This window comes from Bradyrhizobium sp., from assembly GCF_016213215.1.
Lineage (GTDB): Bacteria > Pseudomonadota > Alphaproteobacteria > Rhizobiales > Xanthobacteraceae > Bradyrhizobium.
The window spans coordinates 62409-80849 of record NZ_JACRAW010000164.1 but is presented as its reverse complement, the minus strand read 5'-3'; the positions used below and the strand labels follow the sequence as shown (position 1 = coordinate 80849).

Genomic DNA, 18441 nt, shown 5'->3' with positions numbered 1-18441 from the left:
GAGCTCGGTGATTTCGGACGCCGGCGCCGAGCACAGCCTGTTCGTGCAGGAATTGCTGAAGGAGATCCGCGTCCCCGACCTGATGGCGGAAGAGACGCTGAACCGAACCCGTGTCGGCGTCACCCGCGCCTCGCGGGGCGAGCAGGTGCCATGGATTTCGTCCTCGCTGGCGGAGGATTTTTCGTTCATCCCCGGCGGCGGCTCGCGTCCGAACATCGCCAGCCCGAGCGTGAAGCCTTCGCCGACGCCCGTGGTCGCGGACAACCCACCTCGGCCGCCGGCACCGCCGCCGCTGCCGCCCAAGGCGAAGGTGGAGCCGTCTATCCCGACCCTGTCGCCTGTTGATAACGCCAGCAACACCGGCAGCCAGAGCAGCGACACCAACAGTTCGAGCGGCAGTTCGACGCAGCTTGCGCTCGCCGACGATCCGACCATCAAGAGTCTGAGCTCCAAGATCGCCCAGAACCCGGACGACGTGAGCGCTCTCTACCGGCGCGGCCAGGTCTATGCCAGCAAGGGCGCTTATAACCTTGCCATCAAGGACTTCAACGACACGCTGCGAATCAATCCCAAGGACGTCGAAGCGCTGAACAATCGCTGCTGGACCCGGACGGTAGTCGACGACCTGCAAGGCGCGCTCAAGGACTGCAACGAGGCGCTGCGGCTGCGCCCGAATTTTGTCGATGCCCTGGACAGCCGCGGCCTCTTGAACCTCAAGTCGGGAGCAACGAAGAACGCGATCGCCGATTTCGACGCCGCGCTCAAGATCAACCCGCGCCTGACGTCCTCGCTTTACGGCCGGGGCCTTGCCAAGCAGAGGAACGGCTCGATTTCGGAAGGCGCTTTGGATATAGCTAATGCCAAGGCGATGGACCCGAATATCGTCCAGGAATTCGCCGGCTACGGGGTACGTTGACCAGTATTTTCAGTTGAGGGTCGTCCGGCTCCGAACCACCGGGCCGGCGGCCAAGACCAACGGAAGATGCCGAACGGCCTTCTTCCCAGGGCTTATTGCAGGATTTTGGAACCGCGCGGATAGCGCTGGAGGGACTGGAAATGAAAAAGTCTGCAAAGAGTCTGACTGCGATCCTCTCAATCATCACCGTTGGCGCAGCGCTCTCGCTTCCGATCAGCCGCGCGCTGGCCGGTGACGATGTGACCGAAGATCAGATCGTCCGGGCGCTTGCTCCGCCCAAGAAGCCCCTGACGCGCGGCCTGTCGACCGGCCCGCAGACCGATCCGGCTGCTACGGCCGTGGAGAACAAGCTTCTGCAAAATGTGCGCGGCCGCACCACACGATCGCTCTCGGTCACCGAGCGCGAGGAAATCGCGACCATGGCCAAGGACAAGCCGAACATCGATCTGGAAATTACCTTCGATTACAACTCGGCCAATATCAGCGCCAAGTCGCTGCCTGCTGTTCAGGCTCTCGGGCGTGCGCTCACCAGCTCCGACCTGAAGGGCTCAACCTTTGTTGTGGCCGGTCACACCGACGCGGCCGGCGGCGACGCCTACAACCAGGACCTTTCGGAACGGCGCGCCGACGCGATCAAGCGTTACCTGGTCGACAAGTACAGCGTTGGCGCGGCCGATCTCGTCACCGTCGGCTACGGAAAGAGCAAGCTGAAGGATCCGAGCCAACCGATGGCGGAAGTGAATCGGCGCGTTCAGGTCGTCAACATGGAAAACAAGACCACCGCCTCGAAGTGACCGGTGACGCAAACGTTCAAGTGACCGGTCGTGACACGGTGTAAGGTCTCGCTGATCATTCGCGTCCCGCAGCCTTGCGGGACGCATCTTCATGTCGGGGCTGATCCGGACGTCCCTGCGACAATCATGAACCGCGCCCCGGCGGCTTCAACGAACAGAGCCTGGACCATGCGGCGATGAACTTCTCCGAATACCTCAAGCCTGCGGCGGGCGTCGTGTTCTTCGTGGCGCTGGGAGCCGTCTATTACTGGTTCGAGCATCGTCCCCGGCCGGCGGAAAAGGATACGCCGGGCCAGGCGCTCGTCGTGGTGACGAAGTCGACCAACGCCTGCTTCTCCGACCAGGTGCGGGTGACCGGCTTCGTCGTTCCAAAGCGAGAAGCCGTGGTCAGCGCGGACCAGGAAGGCTCGCGGGTGACCGACCTGTTTGTCCGCGAGGGCGACATGGTGACCGACAACCAGGAGCTGGCGCGCTTAAGTCCGCCGGCGCAGATGCCCGGCCAGCCGCAAAGGCCAGGCCCGCAGGGACCTATTTCGCTGCGTGCGCCGGCCCGCGGCCTCATCACGGAGGTCAGGACGATCGTCGGTGCGCCGGCTTCACCGCAGGCGGGTCCAATGTTCCGCATCGCCGTCAATAACGAGCTCGAGCTCGATGCCCAGGTGCCTTCCGTGCACATGCTCAAGCTCAACCCCGGCGCCACCGTGAGAGTCAGCCGCGACAACGCGCCCGACCTGATGGGCCGGGTCAGGCTGGTCGCACCGGAAATCGACCGGGCGACCCAGCTCGGTCATGTGCGGATCTCGCTCACCAACACCCCCTCGCTGAAAGTCGGCACCTTCGCCCGCGCCAGCATCGACGCCAAGCGCAGCTGCGGCGTCGCCATTCCGCGCACCGCCATTGATCATCTCACTATTCAGGTGGTCAAAGGGACCACGGTCGAGACGCGGAAGGTGCGCGTCGGGCTGACGTCCGACACCTCCACGGAGATCCTCGAAGGGCTTACCGTGGGCGAAATCGTGGTGGCCGACGCCGGCAGTTCGCTGCACGACGGCGACCAGATCAAAACCGTCTTTGCTGATGAACTCGATCGATCGCGGGCACGCTGATGGCAGCAATGAATATCTCGGCATGGTCGATTCGAAACCCGCTGCCGTCTATCGTATTTTCAATCATCCTACTGATCCTGGGCTGGGTCTCCTTCACCAAGCTGGCGGTGACGCGGCTGCCGTCCGCCGACATCCCCGTGATATCGGTGGCGGTCGCGCAATTCGGCGCGGCGCCGGCCGAGCTTGAATCGCAGGTCACCAAGACGATCGAAGACGGTATCTCCGGTGTCGAAGGCGTGCGGCATATTTCCTCTTCGATCACCGACGGCCTCTCGATAACCACAATCCAGTTCGCGCTCGAGACCAACACCGACCGCGCGCTCAACGATGTCAAGGACGCGGTCACGCGCGTGCGCGCCAACCTGCCGCAGAACGTCACCGAGCCGCTCATCCAGCGTGTGGACGTGATCGGACTGCCGATCGTCACCTATGCGGCGATCTCGCCCGGCAAGACCCCGGAACAGCTGTCCTATTTCGTCGACGACGTGGTCAAGCGCGCCCTGCAGGGCGTGCGCGGCGTGGCCCAGGTCGAGCGCATCGGCGGTGTCGAGCGCGAAATTCTGGTTTCGCTCGACCCCGACCGGCTGCAGGCGATGGGTCTGACCGCCGTCAATGTCAGCCAGAGCCTGCGCGGCACCAATGTCGACGTCGCCGGGGGCCGCGCCGAAATCGGCAAGAACGACCAGGCGATCCGCACGCTCGCCGGCGCCACCTCGCTGAACGATCTCGCCGGCACCATGATCCCGCTGTTCGGCGGCGGCGAGGTCAGGCTCGACGACCTCGGCACGGTGACCGACACCATCGCCGATCGCCGCACCTTCGCCCGCTTCAACGGCGAGCCGGTGGTCGCCCTCGGCATCAAGCGCTCCAAGGGCGCGAGCGACGTGGTGGTCGCCGCCGCCGTGCAGAAGCGCATCGACGCGCTCAAGGCCGCCTACCCCGACGTCGACCTCAAGCTGATCGACACCTCGGTCGAGTACACCAAGGGCAACTACGAAGCCGCGATCTCGACCCTGTTCGAAGGCGCCATCCTCGCGGTCATTATCGTGCTTTTGTTTCTGCGCGACCTCCGCGCCACCATCATCGCCGCGATCTCGCTGCCGCTGTCCATCTTTCCGGCATTCTGGGCGATGGACATCCTCGGCTTCTCGCTGAACCTCGTCAGCTTCCTCGCGATCACGCTATCGACCGGTATTCTGGTCGACGACGCCATCGTCGAGATCGAGAACATCGTGCGCCACATGCGAACGGGCAAGTCGCCGTACCGCGCCGCACTGGAAGCCGCCGACGAGATCGGCCTCGCCGTGATCGCGATCTCGCTCACCATCATCGCTATCTTCGCGCCGGCAAGCTTCATGTCCGGCATCGCCGGGCAGTTCTTCAAGCAGTTCGGCATCACCGTGTCGGTGCAGGTGTTCTTCTCCCTGCTGGCCGCGCGCTTCGTCACCCCGATGCTGGCGGCCTATTTCCTCAAGCATCACGGCCATGACGAGCCGGAGCCGGGCCGCATTCTGCGCGCCTACCACCGCCTCGTCGCCTGGTCGGTGAAGCACCACTACATCACCGTGCTGGTCGGGCTCGGCGTCTTTGCGGCCTCGATCTGGAGCATCACGCTGCTGCCGCAGGGCTTCCTGCCGGCTCAGGACACCTCGCGCTCGCTCCTTGCGATCGAGCTGCCGCCGGGCACCCAACTCTCCTACACCGAGAAGGTTACGGAAGACATCGTCGCCCGGCTGCGCAAGCGGCCGGAAGTGAAGAGCGTGTTCGTCGACGGCGGCCGTGTCCCGCCCGGAATGCAGGAAGTGCGACGCGCCGCGCTGATCGTCAACTACACGCCCAAGAACGAACGCAAGATCACCCAGCACGACCTTGAGCTGTCGATCAGCCACGAGCTCGAAAACGTTCCCGATATCCGCTTCTGGTTCCTCGACGAGAACGGGCTGCGGGCGATCTCGCTGGTCGTCACCGGCGTCGACAGCAATATCGTCAACAACGTCGCGAGCGAACTTGCGACGCAGATGAAACGGATTCCGACCATCGCAAACGTGATCTCGGAAACGGCGCTGGAGCGCCCCGAGCTTCGCATCCAGCCGCGCGCGGACCTCGCGGCACGGCTCGGTGTTTCCACCGAAAGCCTCTCGCAGACCATCCGGGTTGCCACCATCGGCGACGTCGGTCCCGCGCTCGCCAAGTTCAACACGGGCGACCGGCTGGTGCCGATCCGCGTGCAGCTCGAAGACTCCGCGCGCGACAACCTCAAAACGCTCGAGCAGCTTCGCGTGCCGCTCGGCGAGCGCGGCGAAAAGGGCGGCGTTCCGCTGTCGGTGATCGCCGACGTCAAGCTCGACCAGGGCCCGACCAGCATCAACCGCTACGACCGGGAACGCCAGGCCACCGTCGCGGCCGACCTCGTCGGCTCCGCCGCGCTCGGCGACGCCACCAGGATGATCAACGAGCTGCCGGTGATGAAGAGCCTGCCGAAGGGCGTGAAGGTCAGCCCCTCGGGCGATGCCGAAAGCCTCAACGAATTGTCGGAGGGCTTTGCCACCGCGATCACCGCCGGCCTCATGATGGTCTATGCGGTGCTGGTGCTGCTGTTCGGCACCTTCCTGCAGCCGATCACGATCCTGTTCTCTCTGCCGCTGTCGATCGGCGGCGCGATCGCCGCCCTGCTCGTCACCGGCAAGCAACTCACCACGCCGGTGTGGATCGGCATCCTGATGCTGATGGGCATCGTGACCAAGAACGCCATCATGCTGGTGGAATTCGCCATCGAGTCGATTCGCTCCGGCAGGCCGCGCGAGGAGGCGATGATCGACGCCGGCATGAAACGCGCCCGCCCGATCGTCATGACCACGATCGCGATGGCCGCCGGCATGATCCCGAGCGCGCTGGCCGTAGGCGCCGGCGGCGAGTTCCGCTCTCCGATGGCGCTTGCGGTGATCGGCGGCCTGATCTTCTCCACGATCCTGTCGCTGGTCTTCGTGCCGGCGATGTTCATGGTGATGGACGATTTCGGCTCGCTGATCTGGCGCTTCGGCAAGCTGATGATCGTGCACAGCCCCGATGCCGAGCGCCTCGCCGAGGATGGCGAGGCCGAGGCCCCGGCCGGACCGCCGCCCGCGCCTTCACCCGTTACGGCGGGCAAGGTCGTGCATCCCGCCGCGGAGTAGCCCTGAGCGCTTCTATTCGTTCCTTGCGATCGACGTCAGCTTGGTCATGTTCTTGAGCAGGATGCGGCCGCGCTGCAGGTCGAGAATCGCCTCCTTGCGCCAGGCCTGGAGCTGGCGGTTGACGCTTTCGCGCGCCGCGCCGACGAACACCCCGAGCTGCTCCTGGGAGATGTGCACCTCGGAGCCGAAGTCGGCGGCGAGCGCGCAGAGACGCCGCGCCAGGCGCACCGGCAGGGGCTGCAGCATCGATTCTTCCATGCGCTCGCTCTGCCAGCGGATGCGCTGGCAGAGCAGCATGATGATCTTGATCGCGACCTTCGGCTCGCGCTCGAGGAAGGAGAGAAAATCCTCCCGGCGCAGCACGAACAATTCGCTCGCTTCACCGGCCGTTGCGTCCGCAGTGCGGCTCTGCCCGTCGAGGACTGCCACCTCGCCGAACAGGTCGCCCGGCCCCATGAAATTGAGCGTCAGCCGACTGCCGTCGGGGGCGCCGGTCTCGATGCGGATCTGGCCGCGCCGGACCCCGAACAAAGCATCGCCCGGATCGCCTTTCTGGAACAGCATTTCCCCGCTGGCGAGGTGCTGGGTGTGGCAAAGGTTGGACAAGCGGTGCAATTCGTCTGCACCCAAGTCCGCGAACATGGGATTCATTTTCAGAATGACCCCAAATTCGGCCTGTTTGCTCATTGCAATACCTTCGAAATGGACCAAACCAGCATCGCGGACAACCCCGCGAAGAAGTGTGCCATAAGTCACATAAGTTGACAGCACCGGCGATCTATTTTTGGCGGCTTTGAGCGGTTCCCCCGGTCGGGATAAGCTCGAAGGTGCCTGGACGGGCGAAGCTCCCGGCCGGGTTCGAGGCCGCCATCCAGTTTGGAAAGTCGACATGAAGGCAATCAAAATCGCCGGCGCCGCGGTCGCCTCCGTCGTCATCGTCCTCGCGCTCCTGATGGTGATCGGCATCCCTTCGGGCTTTGTGACCTCGGCGATCCAGTCCCGGGTCGAGCGTGATACCGGCTACCGTGTGACGATCGCGGGCACGACGCGAGTAAGCCTGTGGCCGTCGCTGAACCTGACGTTGAACAATCTCACGCTGGAGGATCCCAAGGATCGTACCGGCATCAACCGGGTCGTGATCGACAGCCTCCAGGCCGACATGTCGCTGTCGAGCGCATGGTCCGGCCATCCGCAGGTCAGCCAACTCGTCGTCACCCATCCGGTGATCTACCTGCCCCTCCTGCGCGAGCGCCTGCCCAACGCCAATCCGCCGAAGCTCGGACCGGCGATCGACGCCAGCCCGGTGAGCATCGATCGGGTGAAGATCAGGGACGGCTCGCTGGCGTTCTCCCCGACGCGCGACCGCGTCGAAAGCCGCATCGATGCCATCAACGCCGATGCCGTGATCGGCCCCGACCGCAAGCTTGCCTTCACAGGTACCGCGCGCGCCGGCGAAAGTGCCATCAAGTTCGACATCAAGGCGGCCCCGCCCACCTCGCCGATCGACCGGGCGAACGTACCGGTCGAATTTGCGATCGACATGCCCGGCACGCTTCCGCGGTTGTCGGGCAAGGCCGAAGTCCGCCTCAACGGCCCGATTGTGATGTTCAACGGCGTGAGCGGCATGCTCGGCGATGGTGCCTTCAACGGCTGGGCGTCGGTCGACATCGCCAGCAAGCCGCTGGTGAAGCTCGATCTCGATTTCCAGCGCCTCGACATCGCCGTGGCGAAATCCGAGGCCGCCTCGGCCTCGCAGCCCTGGAGCGACGCCCCGATCAATGTTTCCGGGCTGAACTATGTCGACGCCCAGACGCGAATCTCGGCGGTCGAGGCCCATATCGGCGACGCGCATTTCGCGCCGGCAGCGATCGATGCGCGGCTCGCCGGCGGAATCGTGAAAGCCAGCGTCTCGAATCTCGGCGCCTATGGCGGCCAGATCAGCAGCGAAGTGATCCTGGACGCGACCAGCGGCAGCCCGAGCTTTGCCATGCATTCGGACCTCGTCGGCGTGCGTGCGCTGCCGCTCCTCACCAGCCTTGCCCATTTCGACAGGCTTGACGGCAAGCTGCAGGCCAAGCTCGCGCTGCGCTCGGTCGGCGGCAGCCAGCGCGCCCTGATGTCGAATCTGCAGGGGACGGTGTTCGCCGACTTCCAGGACGGCGCCATCCGCGGCATCAACGTGGCGCAGATGATTCGGTCGCTGACCACGAGCACGCTGTCCGGCTGGCAGGATAGCAAGGAGCTTTCGACCGATCTGTCCCGGCTCTCCGCCTCTTTCCGCGTGGACAAGGGCCAGGCGGTCACGACCGACCTTAACCTGGTGGGCCCGCTGGTGAAGGTGACGGGCGCCGGGACCATCGACCTCGGCACCAAGTTGATCGCGTTCCGGGTCGAGCCCAAGCTGGTGCTGACTACCGAAGGCCAGGGCCGCACCAGCGATCCGGTCGGCTTCGGCATTCCCGTCATCATCGACGGCTCCTGGTCGCAGCCGCGCATCTATCCCGAGATGTCGGGCATCTTCGACAATCCCGACGCCGCCTACGCCAAGCTCAGGGAGATGGGCAAGGGCCTGTTCGGGCCGAATGGCGCCGGATTGAACGACCTTCTGGGCGGCCTCGGGCTTAGCGGCAATGCCTCCGGCAGCGGCGCCGGCTCCGGCAACCAGCCATCGCAGCCATCGACCTCTGGCGGGCTCGGCGGCTCGCTCGGCGAGACCCTCGGCAACCTGATCCAGCAGGGACTGAACAGCGGCGCGCCCGGCCGCAGCCGCAGCATGCCCACGACGCCCGGCACGCCTCCTCCGCAGGCCGCACCGTCCGCACCGGCACAGAGCGATCCGCCGCCGGTCGCCCAGGACAGCCAGCCGGACAGCCAGCCGATGAATGACGTGCTGCGCCAATTGTTTAACCGGTGATCGCAGCGGACTTCTCTGGCGCATCCTTTCCTGAGCTACCCCCCTCTCCGCCCCTCCCCAGCAAGGGAGCAGGGAGCGCTGGAGCGGTGCTTCATGGCGGCAACCGGTGACCTTGGCGCCAAGCGGGAAGCGGCTAACCACGCTCCCAGGTTGCCGGTCAGGGCCGGCAAACTGTGCTAGAAACGCCAACGCCCCGACCGGCGGGAGACGCGGAGACACCAGGATCCGCGGGATCAGAGAAGCGGATGCGACCGCAACTTGCGGCGCATGAGGATCTGGATGGCGGCAGCGAAGGACAAGGTCTGGTTTCTCCGCGAGGGGCTGTTTGCCAAATACGTCGTCTCGTTGGTTGGCCTCGTCGTGTTCGTGCTCGCCGTCAACGGCGCGATGGAAACCTGGATCACCTACCGCGCCACCAGGGTCGGCCTGACCGACGCCATGTCGGAAAAGGCCGAAGGCGTCGCCAAGCGCATCGAGCAGTCGATCTCCGAGCTGGAGCGCCAGATCAGCTGGGTGACGCGCGCCAGCGTCGTCTCCATCGAACAGCGCCGCGCCGACTACGCCCAGCTCCTCAACCAGGTCGCGGCGGTGAACCAGCTGTCCCAGCTCAACGGCCAGGGCCGCGAAGTGCTGCGCCTGTCCCGCCAGTCGATCTCGGTCGGCAGCAACGCCGACCTGTCGCAGGACGCCCGTTTCACCGAGACGGTGGCCCGCGGCTTCAGCTACGCGCCGGCCTATTTCTCTGATGGTCGCCCCTTGATGTCGATCTCGGTGGCCCATTCCGGCTTCAATGCCGGCGTCACCGTGGCAGAAATCGACCTGCGCTTTCTGTCCGATTTCCTGTCCGACGCCCAGGTCGGCAAGATCGCCACCGCCTATGTGGTCGATCCGCACGGCAAGGTGCTCGCCTCCTCCTCCCGCGGGCCCGAGATCGCCAGAAACCTGTCGGCGCTGCCCCAGGTCGCGGCCGCGATCGCGCCGGAGCGCGAGTCGCTCTCCTCCGGCACCGACCTCGACGGCCATTCGGTACTGACTGCGGAGAGCCCGGTGCCGAAACTGGGCTGGCGCGTGTTCTTCGAACAGCCGACCGCGCAGGCCTTGGCTCCGATCCGCGACCAGCTGGTGCGGATCGCCCTCCTGATCGGCATGGGTCTGCTGGTCGCGATCCTCGCCGGCACATTGCTCGCGCGCCGCATGCTGATCCCGATCCAGGCCCTGCGCGCCGGCGCACACCGCCTGGGTGCCGGCGAATTCAGCCATCGCATCGATGTGCATACCTCGGACGAATTGCAGGAGCTGGCCCAGCAGTTCAACAGCATGGCCGGCCAGTTGCAGGAAACCTATGCGGGCCTCGAAGCCAAGGTGGAGGAGCGCACCCGCGATCTTGCGCAATCGATCATGGAATTGAGGGTCCTCGAGGAGGTCGGCCGCGCGGTCGTCTCCTCGCTCGATCTCGACGCCGTGCTGCCGACTGTCGCCGCCCGGGCGCTCGAGATCACCCATGCCGACGCGGTGTTGATCTACGGATACGACGCCGCCAAGCACCAGTTCAACCTGGTCGAGGCCAACGGCATCGACAAGCAGGCCGAGGGTCGGCATCTTTCCATCGACGAAGGCACCAGCCCGCTCAGCGATGCCGCGAGCAGCGGCGAGCCGATCGCGATTGCCGATCTCGACCACGCCGCCGACATGCCCTTGCGAGATCTTGCGATCGGCGCCGGTTTCCATTCCGTGCTGGTGGTGCCGCTGACGGACCAGCAGGGCATCCTCGGGTCGCTGGTGGTGCTGCGCCGTGCCGCCGGCGATTTCTCGCCCAACCTGATCGGGTTGATGCGCACTTTCGCGCACCAGTCGGTGCTGGCGATGCGCAACGCCCGCCTGTTCACCGAGGTCGACCACAAGGGCCGCGAGCTCGCCGCGGCCCACCGGACCGTGCAGGAGCAGGCGGCCAAATTGCAGGAGCAGACCGAGCAGCTGCGCCACTGGAACCGCTCGCTGGAAGAGCGGGTCGAGAAGCAGCTCGGCGAGATCGAGCGCATCAAGCGCCTGGAGCGCTTCCTCGCGCCGCAGGTCGCCCAGCTCATCGCCTCCTCGGACGGGCACGGCGCGCTGCTCGACAGCCACCGCCGCGAGGTCACGGTGGTGTTCTGCGATCTGCGCGGCTTCACCGCCTTCACCGAGGCGACCGAGCCGGAAGAAGCGATGAACGTGCTGCGCGAATATCATGCCGCGCTCGGCGAACTGATCTTCCGCTACGAAGGCACGCTCGACCGTTTCTCCGGCGACGGGGTGATGGTGCTGTTCAACGCGCCCATCCAGTTCGCCGACCACACCAGGCGCGCGGTCAAGATGGCGGTCGAGATGCGCGATTCCATCGGCGAGCTGACGGAGAAGTGGAAGAACCGCGGCCACTCTCTGGGCTTCGGTGTCGGGGTTGCACTCGGCTATGCGACCCTCGGCCAGGTCGGCTTCGAGCAGCGCTGGGAATACGCCGCGATCGGCAGCGTCACCAATCTCGCCTCGCGCCTGTGCGGCGAGGCCAAGGCGGGCCAGATCGTGGTCTCGCGCCGCGTCTACGGCATGGTCGAGCAATGGGTCGACGCCCAGCCCATGGACGATCTGCAACTCAAGGGCTTCAACCATCCTGTGCTGGCGATGGATATCCTGCGCTGGCGCGGGGACGTCGACAACGTGGTCGATGGCTCGGCGGCACGGATGAGGATGTAAGCGGGCGTCTATCGCGCGATCCGTCATGGCCGGGCTTGTCCCGGCATCCAGGCTTCGCACCCATGAGCATGACGTGATGCCGGGTCGAGCCCGGGCATGACGAGTGAATGCGGGGGGCGCTGCTGCTCAACACCGTCATTGCGAGGAGCGAAGTGACGAAGCAATCCAGACTGCCGCCGCGGATGGATTCTGGATTGCTTCGCGTCGCTCGCAAAGACGAGTAAACAACCAAATTCGAATCTCAAATAGCAGATGCGAGTTCGCGTTCTCGCGGCATGTCTCGTCCGAGTCGCCGCCGCACCTGAGCACCGGGGCGACAGAGAATGAACCGGGCGGCTAACCCGTGTTCTCTCTCAACTCGTTATTCATGCACCTCAGCGCTATGGCATCCAGTAGTCGCTTAAGCAGTCAACCTGTAGGATCGCTCACCATGACTGACTTCCGAATCCGCGCCATGCAGCCGGACGAAATCCCGATCGCCGTGAACTGGGCGGCGGTCGAAGGGTGGAATCCGGGTCTCGCCGACGCGCCCTGCTTTGCGGCCGCCGATCGGCACGGCTTTCTCGTCGGCGAGCTCGACGGCGCTCCGGCGGCAACCGTGTCCTGCATCAACTACGACGCGCGCTTCGCCTTTCTCGGCTTCTACATCGTGCGGCAGGATCTGCGCGGCCGCGGCTACGGCCTGCGCATCTGGAATGCGGCGATCGCGCGCGCCGGCTCACGCGTGATCGGGCTCGATGGCGTCGTGGCGCAGCAGGCAAACTACAAAAAATCCGGATTCGCGCTCGCTTACGCCAACATCCGCTACGGAGGGACGGTTGCGGCTCCGAAATTGCCGGAGGCCGGGGTCATCGGGCTCCACGAAATCCCCTTCGCGATGGTGGAAGCAGACGACGCCTCGGTGTTTCCGGCTCGGCGCACCGCGTTTCTGCGCGCCTGGATCGATGCCCCGGGGCATGTCGGTCGCGCGCTTGTGCGTGATGGCAGGCTCGCCGGATGGGGCGTGATCCGTCCGTGCCGGCACGGCCGCAAGATCGGTCCGCTGGTCGCGGACGACCGCGCCACTGCAGAAGCGATCCTGTCGGCTTTGCTGACCGCGGTCGGCGATGGAGAAATCTTTCTTGATGTTCCGAGCGTCAACGGCGATGCCATCGCATTGGCGCAAGACTTCGGGCTTCGACCGACGTTCGAGACCGCGCGCATGTATACCGGCGCGATTGCACCGTTGCGACTCGATCGGGTATTTGGTGTCACCAGCTTTGAACTGGGCTAGATCAGTAGCACCGCATGACGTTGACGGTGTGCTCTTTGCCGTCACGCCCGGGAACGGTCACCGTTTCGGCGGGGCAGCTCGACACGTAGGGTCGATCGGAAGGCGCAACGGCCGGCGGGAATCGATGGGCCCAGTCCCAGGGAACATCATACGTATACGTATGGGTGTAACGGAAATCGCCTGACATGTGCTGCGGGACATTCACCACGGGTTCGCCATTTGATGGCGGGTAGTAGTAGCTTCCCGGCCAAAAGGTCCCGCCAAAGTTTCTCCGGTGGTGCCGAAAATGCGGGGCCAGGGGACGGTGCATCGAAGGGGCCGCAGCCATCGGGGCCCGCGGCGTTGCTCCCGATTTTGCGAACGTCTCGGTCGCGGCAAGCAACAGCGCTGCCGCGCCGGCAGACGCGATCAACGCTCCGTACATCCTATGCGTCATGGCTCCGCACCTTGCTTGATTGCCGGGTAGCATTCCACCGAAAGGCTAAACCGCGCTCGGAGCGCCCGCAAAGCCATACTTAACGATTAGTTAAGGCGTAACCCTAATGCGGCGCATTTGAATAAAACTGGCGCGATTGTGCCAACGCGCCCAAGGCCGCCGGGTTCCCTGCATGCGGGCGCCGAGATCGAATCTGTGGCTGCGATCGTGTTCGGGCGGAGCCGCGTGACGGCGCACAAGCGCCGAACAGGCTATTCCTCGTCTGCGCCCGGCGTCGGCCTCAGCATGAAATGACCGAATGCCGAAGCGATGGGCCTGGCCGCATCGTCCTGCCAGGCCCTCGCCTCGAAGGCGACGACGCGCCGGCCCTGCTTGACGATGGACACGCTGGCGTAGCTGTCCAGCGCGCGGCCGGAGCGCAGGTAGTTGATCGTCAGCCCGATCGGCTTGGGCGGCGCAGACGCGCCGAGCTCGCGCATGACGCCCGTGATCGCGGCGGTTTCGAGAAAGGCGCCGGTCATGCCGCCATGGATGGCGGGCAGCATCGGGTTGCCGATGATCTGCGGCGAGAACGGCATCATCAGCGTGCCGTCCTCGCTAAGGCGGATGCCGAGGCAACGCGCGAACGGGCTTCTGGCGAACGGGCCGGTCGGATCTTCCGGCGCTTCGAGCGGAGGCGGCGCGCGGTAGCCGGCCGGCTTGTCCTTGAGCATGTTGGTCCGGTTGGCGCCGACCATGAAACAGGACGTTGCGGTGGCGACCGGATCGTCCTCGGATTCCTGGTAGGCGGTGGCGCGCACGAAGGCGATCGATCGCGTCACCCGGTAGCAGATCGAATGCGCCTTGATGTCGAGGCCGGGCGTCGCCGGCTTCTGGTAATCGATGCGCAGATCGAGGGTCGCGATCGCGCGCGTGCCGTCGAGCGCGAGCTGGACGGCCATGCCGCAGCTCTCGTCCAGCATGGCGGTGACGACGCCGCCGTGAAGAACGCCGGTTTCGGTGTCCCCGACGAAGACAGGGCGGTACGGCAGGCTCGACCAGGCCTCGGCAGGCGCGGTGCGGTCGAGCTTGAGACCGCTGATGTATCCATAGACGGAGCGGCGGCCCCTGATGGCCTTTGCCAGCTCCTCGAACGGCAGCGGCGCATTTGGCTTGGATGTATCGGACATGGCGGCGTTTTAGACTACGATGGCAAGATGCGCAAAGGATGCGCGCATCCCGTTCTGGTGCCGGCCATAGCTTCGGCGAGCTCGGCGCGTCTCTCGTCCGCCCTCAGCTGCCCGTCACATGCACCCCGGGCCTCTTGCCCGAGTTCCATTTGCCGCCAAGCGCGCGCTCGATCTGGGCGGCGAGTTGCAGCAGCAGGCCGTCATTGGCCTGCGCGGCGATGGCCTGGATGCCGAGCGGCAGGCCGTGGTCGTGGGTCGCGAGCGGCAGCGAGATCGCGGGAATGCCGCAGAGATTAGCGAGCGGGGTAAAGGCGAAGTTGCGCCACAGGTTCTCGAACCAGTCGAGCACCGACGGATTGTCGGAGATGGTCAGATATTCCCTGGTGCCGACCTTCGGCGTCGGCAGCGCGGTGATCGGGGTGAGGATGACGTCCCACTGTTCGAAGAACGCGCCGAACGCGCGCGAGGTGGTGTTGAACACCGCCTGCATGCGCGCGCGTTCGGCAAAGCTTGAGTGACGGCCCGCTTCCCAGAGCAGGAGGTTGACGGGCTCGACCAGATCGGCCGGCGGCCTCTCGAGCCCGCGCGGGGCAAGCAGGTTGCCGATGACCACCGCGAAATTGGAGATGTAGCAGAGCGTCTGCGCCGCGAAAGCGGCGCGGTAGTCGATGTCGGGCAGAGCGTAGTCGACGCGGTGGCCGAGCTCTTCGAGGAAGCGCCCGGCCTTCTCGAGCTCGGATGCGATGTGCGGGGTCGCGCGATAGTCGCCCCATTGGTGCGAGAGCGCGATTCTGAGCGGGCCCGGATCGCGCTTGACCATCTCGACGTAAGGTTCGGTCGCGGTCCAGTACGGCATGAACTCGCCTGGCGCAGGGCCGCGGCAGTGATCCACGAACGCCGCGGTGTCGCGCACCGTGCGCGACTGGCAGCCCTGGATCGAGACCAGCCCGGAGAGGTCGGACAGATGCGGCGCGATCGAGAACACTCCGCGCGACACCTTGAGGCCAATGTTGCCGTTGACGCCGGCGGGAATGCGGATCGAACCGCCGCCGTCCGTCGCATGCGCGATCGGCACGACACCGGCGGCGACCATGGCAGCACTGCCGGCCGATGAGCCGCAGGTGGTGTAGTCCGTATTCCACGGGTTGCGCGTGACGTAGACGGCGGGATTGTCGGCCGAGCTGCACACGCCGAACTCGGGCGTGGTCGTCCGCCCGATGAGGTTCAAGCCCGCCTTGCGCATCCTGGAGGTCAGGAACGTATCGGCGGTGGCGCGATTGCCGCGCATCAGGAGCGAGCCCATTTCCTGGAGGCGGCCCTTCATGGTCGGACCGAGATCCTTCATCAGGAAAGGCAGGCCCGCGAATGGACCATCGAGATTGGTGCCGTCGGTAGCGGGATTCTTGACCGCGTCGGTGAAGACCTCGACGACTCCGGTAAGCTTCGGATCGACCTTGACAATGCCGGCGGCGGCCTGCTCGGCCAGCTCCGCGGCCGTCACTTCGCCTTTCTTCACGCGCGCGGCGAGCGCCACACCGTCGTGCTGCGCCCATTCATCCCAGCTCATCGGCAACGTCATGCTAATCGTTCCCTTGGCGCGATGGATTCGTGAAATCATCACGCTCTGCTTCTTGCGGTGACATGATGTTCCGGGGTCCGGAGCATGCTCACTTGCGAGGTGCACCTTAGTTGCCGAACCTGCCAAGTCAATCGAGCCCGCACCCGTTCAGCAACAAGCCGCGAGCGCCGAGCCGTGCACGGTGCGCAACGGCAGAAGCTGCGAGGAAATGAAGCGGACGGAGCTGCGATGATCGAGGCGAACGGCCTACAGCAGGTTCTTGGTGGACTAGTCCAAGACCGGAGCAACAGCCGATGCTTGGTAAGATCGCTCCCGTGACATCAATGCACGGTCGCAGCTTCGCGGGGCAGCCGGCGGGGAGGCGCGAGTTTCGAGTGTCCGTGGGAGTTTGCCCTGAAGGTGCGGTGCTCCGTGTGGCCGCATTGAGCGCAGGCGAAGCGGATGGTGCGGGCTCCGAAGGGCCGGTCGGGATACACGCCCCCTTGAGCCTGAACCGGCATCGGCCATTTCCGGCAACTCGGGCAAGATATCAACAAGTCATCGGGATTCATCGATCGCATTTCAAAGTCGCATTTGCCTGGCCGCGCGGCGTTGCCCCGCCCGCGGATTTGAGGATCGCTACATGATATGCAAACGACCGGTCATTCGGCTTGAGCTCGCTCAATCGCCATAGCCGAACTCGGCTGTTCGCGTCGCTGGGTTCCGTTGGAACCTGCAGCACAAGGCTCAGTTTAGGGTTTGCGTCTGTTGTGCGCATTCCGGCGAACCCTGAGCGGTCGCCTGGACCATCTGGCGCAAGTTCCCGCCCGACTAATCGGACAGCGTGTTCGCCGGATATTCGAGCTGCATCGCGACGAACCCAGCGGTGCGCATGCCGTAGCGTACCTTGATGGTCTCGAGGGCATGGTCCAGTGCAGCGGCCGGCCGCACGGTATCGATCGCGGGCAACGCGCGGCCGGCGGGCCAGTTCGCGGCCACCTGGTCGGGAAGGATGCGCACGCCATTGCGGCTCTGCTGCGCACCTTGTGCAAAGGTCACCGCGCGCGAGCGGTAGGTCCGCGACCAGGCGTCCGCGACGAGAGCCAGCGACACTTCGTCGATGCGAGGCGCAAGCTCGATGCCGAGTTGCTCCCGATTCCAGAAGACAAGTGTATTGCGGATCGCCGTCAGCGCGAACGGACGGGTGAACTGGAATGCGCTGCTGTCGTGACGCGCATCCCAGCGCGCAAGGCCGATCTCGCGCCCGACCGCCTCGGCCTTGTCGCGGCCGGCGATGGCCTCGATCAGCGTGAGCGCCATCGGCATCGATGCGGTGATCCCGGTCGTGGTCGCAACCCCGCGGTCGACCACCATTCTCCGGTTGGCGACGTAATGAACCGCCGGGTGCTTATCGCGCAGCTCTTTCAGGTAATACCAGTGGGTCGTGGCGCGCCTGCCGTCGAGCAGCCCGGTCGAGGCGACGACCTTGGCGCCGGCACACACGCCGACGATGATCGCGCCCTTCGCCGCCTGCTCCCTGATCCATCGCACGACGTTCGGATCGTCGTCGCGGCTCATGGCGGGGACGATGACATAGTCGGCGCCTTCCTGATGGCGGGCGTCGAACTCAGCGATCGTCGCGTGCGGCTCGACTTTGAGCACCGGGTACAGCGTCACCGGTCCCGGCTCGGTTGCCAGCAACACCACATCGGCGACATCGGCCCGGCGCAGAATGCCATAGGGCATGAGATAGTCGGTGGTCTCGCTGGCTTCGTTGATCCCGACGATCGCGATCAGGGGGCGCTCGCGCCTGGGCGGCTTCAAGGCCGCGATCGTGGCGTCGATCTCTTCCTGCGCAATCGGCGCCGCCGGTGCGCGCGCCGGCGCCGTGGGCAGCGTGAGAAGCCACGCGGTGCCGATGATCAGGAGGAGCGCAAGAGCACCAAAGCCGCTCCACAACACCAGACGCCAATTCATGTCCGACCTCGACGCGTTCGTCTGCGAGCGCTGCAGGCTAGTCCGATGACGGGCCGATCGAAATGGCGCAGATCCCGCAAAATCGGCCATGCAGCTCGTGCTGCGGAACCGCGCTTGCGCGCGCCTGCTCCATCCGCAGAGAGCGACGCTGATTTGCATTTCGGGCGTTGGCGCGAAGCTGCGTGATTCGCCCAGAACGGCCAATCACGCCAAGGAATCATCCGCCGGCTCTTCGGCCGTCGTCCGAGACATGGCCGATTCCCGGAAGCTCAGGCGTTGCTGGGCGCGAATCATCATCCCGGGCGCGTATGCAAGGCGCTCGCATAGCTGTCGCTGCGCTGCGGGATGACATGAATTGTGATCGCCCGGACCAACCGAAGTGCTTCTGCCTAAATAGT

General features: G+C 65.2%; 11 protein-coding genes. 7 read left to right on the top strand and 4 right to left on the bottom strand.

The window, feature by feature from the left end; all coding sequences use genetic code 11:
* The 4 genes from HY852_RS27860 to HY852_RS27845 form a co-directional block, all read left to right on the top strand.
* The coding region (locus tag HY852_RS27860) for a tetratricopeptide repeat protein (protein ID WP_291608199.1) at positions 1-916 on the top strand (916 nt) is incomplete at its 5' end.
* A gap of 140 nt (positions 917-1056) precedes the next feature.
* Positions 1057-1710, top strand: coding sequence for an OmpA family protein (locus HY852_RS27855; protein WP_291608198.1), 654 nt, complete (start codon positions 1057-1059; stop codon positions 1708-1710).
* A gap of 176 nt (positions 1711-1886) precedes the next feature.
* Entirely contained in the window at positions 1887-2816 is a 930-nt protein-coding gene (locus HY852_RS27850) for an efflux RND transporter periplasmic adaptor subunit (RefSeq protein ID WP_291608197.1), read from the top strand.
* On the top strand, positions 2816-5989 hold the full coding sequence (locus HY852_RS27845; RefSeq protein ID WP_291608196.1) for an efflux RND transporter permease subunit: 3174 nt from the start codon (positions 2816-2818) through the stop codon (positions 5987-5989). The genes HY852_RS27850 and HY852_RS27845 overlap by 1 nt, the downstream gene beginning before the upstream one ends.
* A 12-nt stretch (positions 5990-6001) precedes the next feature.
* Here the strand turns inward: HY852_RS27845 and HY852_RS27840 are convergent, their stop codons facing one another.
* Complete coding sequence (locus tag HY852_RS27840; protein WP_291608194.1) at positions 6002-6676, bottom strand: Crp/Fnr family transcriptional regulator; 675 nt, start codon at positions 6674-6676, stop codon at positions 6002-6004.
* A 202-nt stretch (positions 6677-6878) separates the two neighbouring features.
* Between HY852_RS27840 and HY852_RS27835 the strand changes: the two genes are divergently transcribed.
* From HY852_RS27835 to HY852_RS27825, 3 genes are all read left to right on the top strand, one after another.
* The gene (locus tag HY852_RS27835) at positions 6879-8903 is read left to right on the top strand and encodes an AsmA family protein (RefSeq protein ID WP_291608193.1); all 2025 of its coding nucleotides are present in this window, start codon (positions 6879-6881) and stop codon (positions 8901-8903) included.
* A gap of 279 nt (positions 8904-9182) precedes the next feature.
* The gene (locus HY852_RS27830) at positions 9183-11630 is read left to right on the top strand and encodes an adenylate/guanylate cyclase domain-containing protein (protein WP_291608192.1); all 2448 of its coding nucleotides are present in this window, start codon (positions 9183-9185) and stop codon (positions 11628-11630) included.
* Between the two features lie 430 nt (positions 11631-12060).
* Positions 12061-12903 carry a GNAT family N-acetyltransferase gene (locus HY852_RS27825; RefSeq protein ID WP_291608190.1) on the top strand — a complete coding sequence of 281 codons (843 nt, stop codon included), beginning with the start codon at positions 12061-12063 and terminating at the stop codon, positions 12901-12903.
* A 687-nt stretch (positions 12904-13590) separates the two neighbouring features.
* Here the strand turns inward: HY852_RS27825 and HY852_RS27815 are convergent.
* The 3 genes from HY852_RS27815 to HY852_RS27805 form a co-directional block, all read right to left on the bottom strand.
* Positions 13591-14508 carry a PaaI family thioesterase gene (locus HY852_RS27815; protein ID WP_291608187.1) on the bottom strand — a complete coding sequence of 306 codons (918 nt, stop codon included), beginning with the start codon at positions 14506-14508 and terminating at the stop codon, positions 13591-13593.
* A gap of 103 nt (positions 14509-14611) precedes the next feature.
* Positions 14612-16087: an amidase gene (locus HY852_RS27810; RefSeq protein WP_291608207.1), complete on the bottom strand. Its 1476-nt coding sequence runs from the start codon at positions 16085-16087 to the stop codon at positions 14612-14614.
* A gap of 810 nt (positions 16088-16897) precedes the next feature.
* The gene (locus HY852_RS27805) at positions 16898-18043 is read right to left on the bottom strand and encodes a DJ-1/PfpI family protein (protein WP_291608186.1); all 1146 of its coding nucleotides are present in this window, start codon (positions 18041-18043) and stop codon (positions 16898-16900) included.
* Positions 18044-18441: the final 398 nt, after the last annotated feature.